The sequence below is a fragment of the Runella rosea genome (assembly GCF_003325355.1).
Classification (GTDB): domain Bacteria; phylum Bacteroidota; class Bacteroidia; order Cytophagales; family Spirosomataceae; genus Runella; species Runella rosea.
This window is the reverse complement of record NZ_CP030850.1, coordinates 2811870-2826408: the sequence shown is the minus strand read 5'-3', so window position 1 is coordinate 2826408 and position 14539 is coordinate 2811870. Positions and strand designations below refer to the sequence as shown.

Sequence of the window (14539 nt, the reverse complement as noted above, 5' to 3'; positions counted from 1 at the left end):
ATAAAATGGTCACAGAGTTTCACAAAGTTATACACAGAGTTACACCGAGTTTCTTTGTGGAACTCTGTGGTGGCACTCTGTGCAACTTTGTGACCTTCACTTTTAAACTTCACTTTGTACTTTAAGAATCGCAGCCGCAAAGGACTCCATATCTTCCTTGGTTCCCAACATCGCGTGTTGCAAGATCCAAACGGCTTCGTCGCTGCACGCGCGCTCGGCTACGGGACAATTTACGTGCGTATAGTCCACCTCGTCAGGAATGGCGTAGCACATAAAGTTTTTGTTTTGAAACAACGGCTGTTTGTACAACGGATGCGGGTATCCTCGGAAACAGGGCACACCTTCTGCCGCCAAACGCTCCACAAATTCGATTTTGCTCAGTCCGCCAAAGTACGTTTGGTCGTATTTGAAAATGTAAATATGGTAACAATGCAGGGTGATGTCCAAGTCGCGTTTCAACGGGGTAATGCCGTCGATTTGTTCCAACAAAGCGTTCAAATACAGACCATTTTCGTCCCGTGTAATGGTCTGCGCCTCCAACCGTTTGAGCTGGGCCGAGAGCAATACCGCCTGCATTTGCGTAATGCGATAATTACAGCCCGGATTATAATGGTCGTACCACTGCCCGCCTTCGATGCGGCCCACGTTACGGAGGGAGTTCATCATGGCGTAGAGTTCATCATCGTCCGTCACCACGATTCCGCCTTCGCCTGCTGTGAGGTTTTTGGAAGATTGAAAACTAAAACTGCCCACATGGCCGATGGAGCCCAGTTTTTTGCCTTTGTATTCGGCTCCGTGGGCGTGGGCGGCATCTTCTATGACGCGGAGATTGTGGCGTTTGGCAATGTCCATGATGGCGTCCATGTCGCAAGACTGTCCACCAAAATGCACAGGAATGATAACTTTGGTGCGTGGGGTAATGGCGGCCTCGATGGCTTGGGGGCTAATGTTGTACGTATCGGGGTCCAGATCCACAAACACGGGCACGCAGTTGGCCTCAATGACCGTGGAGGCCGTGGCAATGAACGTATAAGGCGGTACGATGACCTCATCGCCGGGCTTTACGCCACAGGCAATCAGCGCCAACCGCAACGACACTGAGCCGTTGACGCAGCTAACGGCGTACTTACTGCCGCAATACGCGGCAAATTCTTTCTCAAAAGTCTCGACCAAATCGCCGCAATCAGGGTTGCCCCATTTGCCGCTTCGTACTACATCGGCCACGGCTTCTACTTCGGTTTCATCAAATATGGGCCAGGAAAAGGTCTTCCTGACCGTTTTTTCAGCTGTTTCCACTTTTTTATAATGGGGGTTTCTTAGTATAAGATATAATACTGTTTAGGGAGTGTTTTGGGCTATTCTTTTAATCAGCGCCTTTTGATTAACCACAGAGAAACAGAGTTAGACTGAGAAAAACTCTGTGACCCAAAAAACAACCTAAAGTAGCCCTTTTTCTCGATAAAACTGTATATCAAAAAACGACACTAAACCTTTAAAATATCTGATTTCACGATGAAAAACAAACAACTCTATTTTTCAATGCTCATGGTCGGAATGGCGCTCGGGACGGCCTGGGCCATTCGCGGACAATTCGGTCACGAACACGGCGCTGCTTGGGCGGGGGCCATTGGTTCGCTGAGCGTTTTGCTCGTGGCCAAACGTGCCGATTGGCACGCCAAAGTCTTTGCCGCTACCCTTGCGGGGGCCATTGGCTGGGGCTTGGGGGGCTTGGCGAGTTATGGAGTTGTGGTGGGCTATGGGCGCGGAATTGAGTTTGTGAATGTGTATTACGGCTTGCTGATGTTGTTTGTCATTGGCGGATTGTACGGTTTTGTAGGAGGTGGTTTGTTTGGTTTAGCGTTGGAAAATTCAGCCGCTAAGCCTGTCAAATGGCACGAAGTAATCGTTGAAATGGTAGTTGGGGCGATTGTTTTTTACTTCTTCATGATTGAAGAATTTGAATGGCGCATGACCCCACCGCGCTCCGAAATGTGGGCGGCATGCTTTGGTTCGGCCGTGGCCCTAACGTGGTATCTGGTCCGAAATAAGCATTATGCCGCCTTGCGCGTGGCGGTGTTTACGGGATTGGGTGGCGGTTTTGGCTTTGGTTTCGGAAATTTTCTGCAAGTACTCGGGCATATTTCGGGTATCAAGTTCAATTTCTGGAACGTAATGGAGTATTCGTTAGGCTTTTTCGGCGGACTCGGCATGACTTACGGCACGCTGACCTCGCAGTGGGAAAAGACCGACGAGACCCAATCCAAATCTAAGGTTTGGTTTCCGTTGCTGATGGCGGTATTGGTGATTCCGTTTATTGTGTGGGACCAATCCTTTGACTTAGAACGCCTTCAGGGTATTTACAGCAAGATAGAAGTAGCCGCCGACAGCCCCATGTTGGTGGGGGTACAATGGACTTCGATAGGTTTGGTGGTGGCTTTTACGTCTTTTTGGTGGGTGCGTTTTTACCAAAACAAACCTAATCCGCTTGCTTACAGCCCCAACGAAGTTTATACCCTTTTTCTGGGTCATTGGGGCTTGTATGTGGTATTTAGTCTGTTGATTACGGGCGCTTTTATGAGTGGTTACCGCATTGAGCAATACCTCTACATTGTCAATTGGGTCATCGTGGCCCTGTTGATTGGTAAAACTCAACCCGAGTTTACACCAAAAGGACTTGCGCCCAAGAAATGGGGAATCAATTTCGGCATTTTGCTGGTCGTTTTTGCGCTCCTGACGCTCATCCTCATCAACTCCCACGACGAGCTGAAAAATGCCCAAAAGCGCTTTGGCGTACCGCCGCCAGTGGAGGAAGCGAAGTAGTGACTGGTTTTAAAAATAAGAAAAGCGTTGGGAAACCGACGCTTTTTTTGTGGGGTTTTGCCGTTGGATACTAAGTTTTGCCCAATTGTTGAAAGACTTTATAAAACAGTTCCCCCCTCCCCAAAAAAATCGTAGAAAAAGTTGTGTAGTCAAATAGCTACACATATATTTGTAGTCAAATGACTACACGATGAACTTACGACGAGACGTATTTCAAGCCATTGCCGACCCCACACGGAGGGCTATTCTGCTGCTAGTGGCTTCGCAAGCTATGACGGCGGGGGCCATCGCGGCCAACTTTGACACCGCCCGCCCGACGGTTTCTAAACACCTGCAAATACTCACCGAGTGTGAATTGCTGCAACAACAACAAAACGGCAGGGAAATCTACTACCACCTCAATGTGCTGAAAATGAAAGAAGTAGATGATTTTATTGAGCCGTTCCGCCAAATGTGGGACGATCGATTTAACAAATTGGAAGCGATTATGAAAAACTATAAACCAGAAAAATAAAACAGCATGGAACAAAAAACAAAAATCCAGGCCGAAGACGGCAAACAGGACTTGATCATCACAAGGGAGTTTGATTTACCCTTAGAGTTACTGTTTAAAGCCTACGAGGAGCCCAACATTGTAGAGCAATGGATGGGAACCAAGGTGCTGAAATTGGAAAACAAAAAGCACGGCAGTTATCAGTTTGAAACCACCGACCCGAAGGGAAACAAACACGGTTTCAACGGCGTAATCCATGAGTTTGTGCCAACCCAGAAAATCACTCGGACGTTTGAAATGGAAAATACCCGCTTTCCCATTCAGTTGGAGTTTCTGGAATTTGAAAAACTCACCGAAGCTACCAGCAAACTCACCATGCACATCGTCTATCGCTCCGTGGCCGACCGAGACCAAATGCTGAAGTTACCCTTTGCGCAAGGTATCAATATGGCCCACAATCGAATACAGGACATCGTAAGTAACTTAAAATAACTTAAAACTAACAACATGAATAATACTAAAAAGGAATTGTCTTCGGAACAACAGAAAGAACTGCTTAGCGTATTGAAAGCACGCTTTGAGAAAAACCGAAACCGTCATCAAGGAATAGAATGGGCTAATGTATTGGCAAGACTGGAAGCCAATCCCGAAAAACTGTGGTCGCTTGATGAAATGGAAATCAGCGGTGGCGAACCTGATGTGGTGGGGTATGATGCCAAGACTGATGAATACATTTTTTATGATTGCGCCGCAGAAAGTCCTAAAGGTCGAAGAAGTGTTTGCTACGACCATGAGGCACTAGAGGCAAGAAAAGAAAATAAACCCGTAAACAGCGCCGTTGAGATGGCGGCCGATATGGGCATTGCGCTTTTAACGGAAGAACAATACCGACAGTTGCAGCAATTGGGGAATTTTGACCTGAAAACTTCAAGTTGGGTACAAACACCCGCCGAAATTAGAAAGCGCGGTGGTGCCCTTTTTTGTGACCGTCGCTACGATACGGTATTTTTGTATCACAACGGCGCCGAATCTTACTACGCCGCCCGAGGGTTCCGGGGCTCGCTGAGGGCCTGAATTTTCTCGAAAATTGGCTCAAAACGTCCTTCTTACATTTAACTATCACTTAATGGTTTATTCATATCTGCGTAATACCGGGAGGGTACTTTTGCAAATAAAACACTATGCAAAAAATACTACTCTCTCTCTCGCTGCTATTCGTCATCATCAGTTGCGACGATCACCGTCTTGACCCAGCCAACGAAAACCCACCCACTTTTGCCGAAATAGGAAGTATTGACATTGGCGATATTGGCGCGGCTGAAATCAGCGCGTACGACCCAGTCACGGGTCGACTTTTTGTGGTCAACAATAACGTAACGGGGAATAATCCAATCAATAAAATCGACGTGATTGATTTCAGCAATCCTGCGGCGATGAAAGTGATAGGCAGCATCAGCATGGCCCCTTATGGAGGTGCGGTCAATAGCGTAAGTGTATACAAAGGCCAATTGGCGGCGGCCATTGAATCCCTAAATAAGCAAGAGAACGGGAAAGTGGTCATCTTTAATACCGTTGATTATAAAGAAGTAAAGGTGATTCCCGTGGGAGCATTGCCCGATATGATTACTTACTCGCCCGACGGGCGTTTTATTCTTACTGCGAATGAAGGTGAGCCAAACGATGCTTATACTGTCGACCCCGCTGGTACGGTTTCTATCCTTTCAGTAGATAACAACTATTCGGTCGTTACGCTTGGTTTTGCTTCTTTTGCTCCCCAACTCGCCGCTTTGACGGCCAAGGGTTTTCGGCTATTCGGCCCAGGAGCCGACATCGTTAAAGATATTGAACCTGAGTATATTACAGTTTCTGAAGATTCCAAAACGGCGTGGGTTACCTTGCAGGAAAACAATGCCATTGCCAAAATTAACCTAACTTCAAAAACCATCACTGACATCTTTCCGTTAGGCTTCAAAAATTACAATTTGGACGAAAACGCCATCGACGTAAGTGATCAGGACAATGCCGTTGCGTTTAAGAAATGGCCCGTATTTGGCATGTATCAACCCGACGCCATTGCCGTAGTAGAAACTGGCGGAACCCCTTATTTATTCACCGCCAATGAAGGAGATGCCCGCGAATACACCGGATTCTCGGAGATACGTCGGATAAGCGCCAATGCCGTTACGCTGGACCCCGCCGTATTTCCCAATGCTGCCACACTAAAACAGGCGACGCAATTGGGCCGCCTAAACATCACTACAACGCTCGGAAATACCGACGGGGATGCCGAACTCGAAGCACTGTATTCTTTAGGTGCCCGTTCGTTTAGTGTTTGGAACGGTGCCAATGGTAACTTGGTATTCGATAGTAAAAACGACCTCGAAAAACGCGCCATAACTGCGGGCGTATACGATGACGGTCGAAGCGACGACAAAGGTGTAGAACCAGAAGGCATCGCGATTGGTACCGTGGGCGGTCGTAAAATCGCTTTTGTGGGAATGGAAAGAGCAGATGCGGTGGCAATCTACGACGTAACTAACCCCACTTTACCAATATTTTTACAAATGCTGAAAAGCGGTGATGCTCCCGAAGGTGTTCTGTTTATTCCCGCTCAAAACAGCCCCGTTAAAAAGAGTTTGTTTGTGGTCAGCAGCGAGAACGACGGCGTCATCAAAGTGTACATGCCTCAGTAAGGTTTGACTTTAATACAAATCATCGGCTGTTCTGCTATGCGGGGCAGCCGATGTTTGTATTAGCAAGAAGGTCGTTAAGCTGTTTTGCTATTTTTTCTTGCCCAAACGCGGCAAAATCAGTTAATTGCCTCCTTACTTCAACAAACCCATGAAAAAAATTCTCCTTGTTTGCCTTTTAGGATATGCTCCCTTGAGTAGCTTCGCTCAGGAACTGGCCAAAGATACCGTGGCCATTAAAAATGTCATTGCCGATTTTTTTGAGCTGTTCTCCCAAAATGACCTCAAATACATGGAGCGTAACTGTACGCCCGAGTTTGAACTTTACGAAGTGGGGTATCTCTGGACAACTGATACCCTGCGTAACTTCGTGGCCAAACGGCAGGCGCAGAAGCGTATTTGGGTAAGAACCAACGCCTTTAACTTCATCCGGATCAACGTCAAAAAAGACATTGCGTGGGTGGGGTATTACAACACCGCCTCGCTAACCCACGCGGAGACCAACGAAAAAAGAACCGTCAAATGGCTAGAAAGCGCCATTTTGGTTAAGAAAAACCGCCGCTGGTGGCTGACCCAAATGCACTCTACCCCGATGCCCAAATAGGCTAGTTGCCTGGCACGGGTGCGGGGCCAGTGGTGCTGTAAGTACACCCATTGATTTGGGTCAAAAAGGATTTGACGGCAGTGGTTTCAAAACCGGGTGCGAGCAAAATTGCGTTACCCGCCGTAAAAGTGGTGGTGCTGTTTGTTGATAGCTTGGCCGTTGACGTGATGAATTGATGGGCCGTAATCTGATTGGTGCCCGAAAGTGTTCCGCCCACGGTTGACTGAATGGGGCAATCTTTTAAGGCGTGGATCTCGGGCCCTGTTGTGCCGTCATTTGCCAGAAAAAGAATGATTTTTCGTAATGGCGAGTGGTAGAAACTGTTGGGGGAGGAACTAAAATTTGTTGCGGGGGCGATATTTTTCAGCAGCACTTTGGTGGTGCCGTCTGAGAAGTACGGTTCATTGCTGATTGAGATAGTGTCATAGCCCACAAATGCTAAGCCATAATGGGTGGCCCGCACTTCAACCCCCGCCAGCATGTCGAGATGATAAGTGCCCGTAGGCGTTAAATCAGACACCGTCAGTCGGCGCTGTCCGTCGGGAGCTGTGCTTGAGAAATAGATTTTATTGTTAAAAATGGCGAAACTATTTTGGTAGAGATTGATGGGGTAGGAACTTTCTCCAAGGGCAGGATTTAGGTCTTTGATCATCTGCGTACCCGCCGTAGTACCGTCTGATTTCCAGAGTTCAGTTCCATTTCCGTTGGCGTTAGGATTGGTCCAGTCGCTGTTATTTCCAGAAAACACTAGGTACTGATTGTTGAAATTGGTCATGTATTCGGGCGAAGACCCCACTCCCTCCCCTGAAGCTATGTCTTTGACCAATACAGTTCCTGCTTCTGTCCCGTCTGACTTCCAAAGTTCGCGTCCAATGACGGAGTCGTAGAAGGTAAAAAATAACGTATTACCCATGGGCTTAACCTTGAATGAGCTGGGAAGTTCGGGGTAATTAATGCCTGGGATGAGTTCTTTGGTCATAAATGTACCCGCAGTTGTACCATCTGACCGCCATATTTCTTCGCCGTGGGTGGAGGTATATCCCGAAAAGAACAAGAGGTTGTTGACCACTGCAAAATTGCTGAGCGGTGGGCCTTGGCTATTGTCTAGGCTTTTGACGAGCACGGTTCCCGCTTCGGTTCCGTCCGTTTTCCAAAGGTTGTTGTCGATGTTGAAATACAATGCCCCCTGATAGACGGCGAGGGAGTATGCATTGTTAGAGCCATTGCCTTGAGTATTCTTGAAAAGAGTAGGAGGGTTGGTGCCGTCGGTCACCCAAAGTTGTTGATTAACAAAGAAATACATTTTGTTGTTGTACCACACAAACTCCGAGTTGAACATACTTGAATTGCTGTAGAAATCGAAGGAAGTAAACGAGCGGTACGGATTCTGGGTACTCAGCGGATACGAGTAGAAATCATAAAACAACTGCGTGCCGCTTTGCGTACCGTCGGTTTTCCATAATTCCATCCCGTCTTTGCCGTTGTCATAGATAAAAAATATGCCCGCCATACCCTCGTTTACCTTTGAAAAATTTTGGTTGTTGTTTTGTGAGACCGTCTTGATATCTTTGACCAACGACACCACGCCACCGCTCAGTTTATACAATTCATAGCCCGTAGTGGCCGAAAAAGCACTTAGAAAAAACGTACTGCCTGAATTTCGGAGTGGGTACACGTTGGTGATATTGAGCGCTGGGGTGATGGATTCAACGGTCTGCGTACCCGCCAATGTTCCGTTGGTTTTCCAAGCTTTGTACCCTAAGGATGTTTCGTTGGCAATGAAAAACAACTCACTCTCAAACGCCTGCAAATAAGAATAGTTGGCGGTACCCGTACCCGTGATAAAGTCTTTGACCAAGTTGGTGCCCGAAGAGGTTCCGTCAGAGCTCCAAAGTTCAAACCCTGTTGTGCCGTTATTGGCAAAAAAATAAAGTCGGGTAGGGGTTCCGATAAAGATTCGTTTGGCGGCTTCGGTCGGGAAGGTCACATCCCCGGTGGTGGTGGTGGGGTTGATGTCTTTGATTGGGGTAGGGGCGGTAATATCGGTAATACCATCCGTTTTGAATAATTCACGTCGTAAGTTGAAATCATCGGCCGTAAAAAACAATTTTCCATTAGCAACTGTCAGGTCTTTGGGGTCGTTGCCGTATGCCCCCAAAGCATACTGTGCGTAATCGTTCGGGTCGGTCTTGAAAAGGTTACGTTGAGTCGCGATGTTGTTAAAGTTGGCGGTAAAATATACCCGGTCATTAAACAGCGTCAGCTCTTTAGGAATGGCATTTCCGTATCCGTTCTGAAAGGCTAATCCCAGCAAGCCCGTGGTGGAATAGCCAAAGAGGGCTTTGCCATACACACTGTTAGCAACTGGGAAATAGAGGTGGGTAGAGGTAGCTACGGGGAGTTGAATCGTGGCGTCAATCGTGCTTAGCCCACCGCCCGGATTGAGTTGGGCATCTGTCACCACAGCAGTGCCTGCGGTGGTGCCGTCGGTCATCCATAGTTCGGTGCCTGTGTTTGGTTCGGAGGCATAAAAGAAAGCCTTTTCGTTAAAAACGGTAAATCCTCGGATGGAGGAGGGGTTGTTGCCGCTGTAAATATCTTTACAGAGCTGCGTGCCGTCGGTGGTGCCATCACTCACCCAAAGTTCTTCGCCACTGGTGGGAGCAAAGGCTTTAAACAAAAACTTTGCGCCCAATTGTACAAAGGTATTGGGATTTGAGCCTGAGTTGCCTGGGTTGATGTCTTTGAGCATTTTGGTGCCCGCCGCAGTACCATCCGTAATCCATAGTTCTAACGTCTGATTGGACTGTGTATCGGTAGCGGTAAAAATCAGTTTATCGTTGAATTTAAAGAATACAGAAGTGCTTGTATTGGGGAAAAAAGGCCCAGCAGCGCCAGCGTAGGGGTTCTTGACGAGCGAAGTTCCAGCGTTGGTGCCGTCAGATTTCCAGAGTTCTACGGTTTCGTTGCTGTTGGTTTTGGTCAAAAAAAAGATGGTTCCGTTGATGTCAATTACTTGCCGGGGGTGCGATGAGCCGTTGTCGGTTTTGATATCTTTCAGGAGAGATTGGGCTTGTAAACTACTGCAAAAAGTGAAAAATGATACGACTAAAAGTAAACTTTTCATTTGTAGGTTAAATAAGAGGTTTAGGATTCTTTCATTTAATAATAACAGCTCATTCCCCTCAACCTGTTGTCGAGATTTCGACGCTTTTCTTATGTTTCAAAAGTAACCTAAAATGTAAAAAAGGTGAAATTTGCATTTATATATATCTTGAAAAACTGAATTATTTTACAATAAGTATATCTTTAAATCCTCCTAAAAATGAAAAAAAGTGTAGCGCTTACCGTCGGGGTATCTTTGTTGGTCACCCAACTAATGATGGCTCAATCGGGTAAAGTATTTGATAATCTGAGCGTGTCGAGTAAAATCCTGAAAAGCGACCGAAAATTCGCCATTTATTTGCCCCCCAATTATGAGACTTCGCAACGTACGTATCCCGTGTTATACTTGCTCCACGGTGCTGGCGACGACCAAACGGGTTGGGTGCAATTTGGTGAAGTACAGCAGATTGCCGAGAAAGCATTCAGCGATGGCACCGCCACGCCCATGATAATCGTCATGCCCGATGCCAATACGGGTACACGTGGCTACGCCAACGACCCCAAAAATGAATGGCGTTACGAAGATTTTTTCTTTCAGGAATTGATGCCTTACGTGGAAAAAACCTACCGGATTAAAACCGAAAAACGCTTTAGAGCCGTGGCGGGCTTATCTATGGGCGGCGGTGGCTCGTTTACCTATGCGTTGCATCATCCAGAGTTGTTTTCGTCGGCCTGCCCGCTCAGCGCTGCCACGGGGCCGCTTACCCTAGAAGATGTAAAAGCCCAGTTAAAACGAACAAAGCCCGATGTAACATACACCGATGCCGAAATGGAGGCGTATTACAAGCGTCAGAGTGTGTTGGAGTTAATCAAAAATGTACCCGACGACCAGAAAAAGGCGGTGCGCTGGTACATTGATTGCGGCGATGATGATTTTCTGTTTGAAGGCAACTCGTTGGTACACATTGCGATGCGTAAAAAAGAAATTCCGCACGAATTCCGCATTCACGACGGTGGGCATACCTGGACGTATTGGCGCAAAGCGTTGCCCACGGTGCTGTCGTTTGTCTCCGACGCGTTTCATCAATATTGATTTAAGAGCAAGAAAGCTGTTGGGCCAATGGCGGTGTTTGCACCGCCATTTTTTGTGTTAAGGAAGCCCAAAAGGGACAAATTTACTTCCCCGCCAAGTGCTGATTCCGGTACTCAATGGGCGTACAGCCTTTGATTTGTCGGAATTGACGTGCAATGTTTTTGCTATCGGCCAGACCCATGTCCAGCGCGATTTCAAAAACCGTCATGTCGGTTTCGATGAGTTTTTGGGTGAATTTTTCGATACGGAGATTAAAAATGTATTTGTAGATCGGGTACCCTGTAATGTCCTGAAAACGCTGTTCTAAGGCTCTTCTCGACAGCGGAACTTGCTTGACAATATCCTCCACTTGCAGGTTTTTGTCGATATTTTGGTGAATAAACTTCAGCGAAGAAGCAATGTATCGGTCGTTGGTGGCGTAAATGTCGGTCGACTGCCGCGTGATGATTTGCGTGGGTTTAACGATGATGTCGTAATAGTCGGCTGTACCGTGTTCAATCATGTGGTGGAGTAGCTTGGCCGCATCGTAACCGCCCTTTTCGGTGTCTTGGCCAATGCTCGATAGCGGTGGGTCCGAAAACTCACAAATCATTTCGTCGTTGTCAACGCCCAGCACCGCCACGTGTTCGGGAATACGGATGTTGGACTGACGACAAGCCTCGGTGATATGCTGCCCCTGGTTATCGTCGCAGGTCATGAGGGCGATAGGCTTGGGCAAGGATTTGAGCCACTGACTCAACGGGCTGGGCTTGTAATACCACAACTCACTCGACCGCGCCATAATGTGCTCAAAATAATGCACTTGATGCCCCGCTTTTTTGACCCTATCTTCGAAGCCATTGGCGCGCTCGCGCGACCAAACGATGTCTTTGAAACCGTAGAATGCGAAGTTTTTGAAACCTTTTCTTAGAAAATACTCGGCCCCCATTTTGCCCGCTTCGTAGTGGTCGCCGGTGATGTTGGGAATCTCCTTGAAGCGCTCTTTAAAATCTTGCGCAATGACGGGAATGCCCGCTTCTACGATTTTACTAATTTTGGGGTCGTTATACAACTGCCCGATGATGCCGTCGGCTTCCCATTCGAGGGCCCACTCCAAAATCCCGTCAATACCAATTGTTTCGCGCTGAAACAACGGCATCCGACAGAAAATCCAGGGCCCGTGCTCTTTGGAATATTTAGAGATTCCTTTCAACAGTCCCTTGCTGTATTCTTCGGCAAAGTCGATGAGAAGAATGATTTTGTACATAAGTTACAGAATGGGGTTATCTGTTTAACCGTTATACGTTTATTTGCCAATGAGTTATTTAACCACAATTGAGAGCAAGAAAATTCTCTCCGATAAGGGCTTAATTTTAAAACAGATAACAAACAACGGTTAACTACATCAAACTACGCAAAAAGCTCTTTCCAACTTTTGACGGTGGCATTGGTCACGAGGGGTTTGGCCCAGAGACCAATGCTCAAAATGTATCCTAAGGTAATCATCAAAAACAACATTGCCAAGCGTAAACCGACCAATTCGGCCAATCCGCCGATAATAAGCGGCACCACCGCACCGCCCGCAATGCCCGAGCAAAGAATTCCCGAAAATGTACCGTGGTGATACGGCACGGAGTTGAGCGCCAACGACACAATGATAGACCACATGACCGATGCACAGAATCCACTTAACGGAAACGCATACAGCGCCGCTTGAACGGGACCAAACAGGCCCACCAGCACCGAAACAATGGCGCCCACGGTGAATAAAATCAATACCCGACGGCTATCGAAGATTTTGAGCAATACCAAACCTAAAACGCAACCAATGGTGAGTAAGCCCCAAAAATAAGATATAACCGAGGCGCCTTCGGTGGCGGGGTCGATGTTGTGGTAGGTTTGGAGAAACTTGGAAGTCCAGTTGGCAATGCCCTGCTCGGTGCCCACATAACAAAAAATACCTATGAAAAACAGGAATACATAGCGGTTTTTGAGTAAGTCTTTAAAGGCATTTTCGGTATCAATTTTTTCATCTTCCTTGAGTTCCACTTCGGGAAATTTAACGAACCGAACCACGACAACCATCAGAAAAGCCACCACCGCAAACACCCAGTAAAGCGATACCCATTTCAGGTCGGCGGGTACAATTTGATTGAGCGTGCTGATGAAAGCATTGGGTGCGGTACCAGCGTGTACGTTTAAGACCAAATAGCTGTACAACATCGGGCTCAGAAACGAAGCACCGCCGAAAAAAAGCTGCGCCATCACCGAATTAAAGGCAAAATTGGCCTCGCCGCCCGCTACCCGCAGCAATGGATTGATGACCACTTGCAACATAGCCATGCCAATACCAATGATGAACAATGAGACCAACGCCACCGTAAATGTAGGTACCAAAGCAAATAGCAATGCCCCCCCGAAAGCCATCATAAAAGCCCACAAGAGCACCTTTTTCTCTCGGTATTTTTCAACCAAAATCCCCGAAGGAATGGAAGCCACCCCGTACGCCACAAAAAAAGCAAATGGTAAAAAACCTGCAAGTCCTATACTCAAATCGAAACCAGAAACGATGTCGGGGATAATGGGTCCCAGAATGTTGCTAAGAAAGGAAATGACGAAAAATATCAAAAAAATCAGAATAACAATAAAGGTGTTGCTTTTCATGTAATTGGGTTTGCGAGGTTTGATTTTACCACTAAGAACACAAAGTAATAAAAGGAAATGTAGACTTCTTTAGGAAACTTCGGGTAAATCTTCGAATTCTTAATGTGGATAGATTACACTTTCACCTTCAAATCTTGAGATACCAACGCAGCGGCTCCCAACATTGAAATATCATCATCTTGAGATTGCAGCAATTTGAGGCGCTTGAGCGACTGCGGATAGGCAAAATCGTTGAGGGTTTCCAACATTCCTGCCTTAAACAAAGGATAGGCTTTAGAAATCGACCCGCCCAATACAATGGCTTCTGGGTCAAATACATACATAGCGGCCTTGATGGCACACCCGATATGTACCCCAAATTCCGACCACATGTTGATGGCCTTTTTGTTACCATTAAGCGCCGCTTGGCTTGCTTCCAGGGCAGTTGTGCCGTGGATAGCATCGAAGAAATTGCTGCAAGCGTAGTATTCAAGGTTATGGTCGCGATAAGGAAGCAGGCCTATTTCTCCCGCCCCGCAATTGTGCCCTACATATAGCTGATTATCAATAATTAATCCTGAGCCAAGGCCTGTGCCGATGGTCATCCCCACAACCGAACTATAGTTTTTGGCAACTCCGAAACGGTGCTCTCCAAGGGTAAAACAATTGACGTCGTTGTTGACAAATACTGGCAGGTTGAACTCTTCTTCTAAAATATCCCGCAAGGCCACTTTCTCCCAAGATGGAATATTCGCTACGTTGTACACGATACCGCGTTCAACATCCACCACCGACGGTACACCGATGCCAATGCTGGTGGCTGGGTAGTCGGTTAGGGGTTTAATAAGATTAATTAATTGGGTTAAAGTAGCCGATAACGAGTCCTTTTGTTGAAGGAATATGGTGTTCTGCCGAATAATCGAACCGTTTGTTTCGACGCCCGCCTTTATTTTTGTTCCTCCTAAATCTACACCTATTTTCATGTTCACTCTTTTTTAATCGTTTTCTTTTTTTCATTCCTGCGGTAGGGTATATCCTGCCGCTAGTTACCTATTTATTTACCGTATAGTTGTGGACTGTTTAAGCAATACCGACCCTCGGAATTTTGGACA

At 46.9% G+C, this 14539-nt stretch carries 12 protein-coding genes; 7 read left to right on the top strand and 5 right to left on the bottom strand.

Annotated elements, in window-relative coordinates; translation table 11 throughout:
* Positions 1-102: 102 nt before the first annotated feature.
* Positions 103-1296: a DegT/DnrJ/EryC1/StrS family aminotransferase gene (locus tag DR864_RS11910; RefSeq protein ID WP_114067187.1), complete on the bottom strand. Its 1194-nt coding sequence runs from the start codon at positions 1294-1296 to the stop codon at positions 103-105.
* Between the two features lie 216 nt (positions 1297-1512).
* Here DR864_RS11910 and DR864_RS11905 point away from each other — a divergent pair, with 216 nt between their 5' ends.
* The 6 genes from DR864_RS11905 (at position 1513) to DR864_RS11880 (ending at position 6607) form a co-directional block, all read left to right on the top strand.
* Complete coding sequence (locus DR864_RS11905) at positions 1513-2820, top strand: hypothetical protein (protein WP_114067186.1); 1308 nt, start codon at positions 1513-1515, stop codon at positions 2818-2820.
* Positions 2821-3010: 190 nt separating this feature from the next.
* Positions 3011-3334, top strand: coding sequence for a metalloregulator ArsR/SmtB family transcription factor (locus tag DR864_RS11900; RefSeq protein WP_114067185.1), 324 nt, complete (start codon positions 3011-3013; stop codon positions 3332-3334).
* Between the two features lie 6 nt (positions 3335-3340).
* Positions 3341-3805, top strand: a complete 465-nt coding sequence (locus DR864_RS11895) for an SRPBCC family protein (RefSeq protein WP_114067184.1) — start codon at positions 3341-3343, stop codon at positions 3803-3805.
* Between the two features lie 15 nt (positions 3806-3820).
* Positions 3821-4387 (top strand): DUF4256 domain-containing protein, encoded by a 567-nt coding sequence (locus DR864_RS11890; RefSeq protein ID WP_114067183.1) that lies wholly within the window; start codon positions 3821-3823, stop codon positions 4385-4387.
* Between the two features lie 107 nt (positions 4388-4494).
* The gene (locus DR864_RS11885; RefSeq protein WP_114067182.1) at positions 4495-6006 is read left to right on the top strand and encodes a choice-of-anchor I family protein; all 1512 of its coding nucleotides are present in this window, start codon (positions 4495-4497) and stop codon (positions 6004-6006) included.
* A gap of 148 nt (positions 6007-6154) precedes the next feature.
* Positions 6155-6607, top strand: a complete 453-nt coding sequence (locus DR864_RS11880) for a DUF4440 domain-containing protein (protein ID WP_162793749.1) — start codon at positions 6155-6157, stop codon at positions 6605-6607.
* 1 nt (position 6608) lies between these two features.
* On the opposite strand, the gene DR864_RS11875 is transcribed toward DR864_RS11880, so the two are convergent.
* Positions 6609-9734 carry an ELWxxDGT repeat protein gene (locus DR864_RS11875; RefSeq protein ID WP_114067180.1) on the bottom strand — a complete coding sequence of 1042 codons (3126 nt, stop codon included), beginning with the start codon at positions 9732-9734 and terminating at the stop codon, positions 6609-6611.
* A 198-nt stretch (positions 9735-9932) separates the two neighbouring features.
* On the opposite strand from DR864_RS11875, the gene DR864_RS11870 reads away from it, so the two are divergent.
* Entirely contained in the window at positions 9933-10805 is an 873-nt protein-coding gene (locus DR864_RS11870) for an alpha/beta hydrolase (protein ID WP_114067179.1), read from the top strand.
* Between the two features lie 82 nt (positions 10806-10887).
* Here the strand turns inward: DR864_RS11870 and DR864_RS11865 are convergent, their stop codons facing one another.
* The 3 genes from DR864_RS11865 to DR864_RS11855 form a co-directional block, all read right to left on the bottom strand.
* Positions 10888-12051: a DNA-binding transcriptional regulator gene (locus DR864_RS11865; protein WP_114067178.1), complete on the bottom strand. Its 1164-nt coding sequence runs from the start codon at positions 12049-12051 to the stop codon at positions 10888-10890.
* Between the two features lie 143 nt (positions 12052-12194).
* Positions 12195-13448: a sugar MFS transporter gene (locus DR864_RS11860; RefSeq protein ID WP_114067177.1), complete on the bottom strand. Its 1254-nt coding sequence runs from the start codon at positions 13446-13448 to the stop codon at positions 12195-12197.
* 113 nt (positions 13449-13561) lie between these two features.
* The gene (locus DR864_RS11855; protein ID WP_114067176.1) at positions 13562-14410 is read right to left on the bottom strand and encodes an ROK family protein; all 849 of its coding nucleotides are present in this window, start codon (positions 14408-14410) and stop codon (positions 13562-13564) included.
* Positions 14411-14539: the final 129 nt, after the last annotated feature.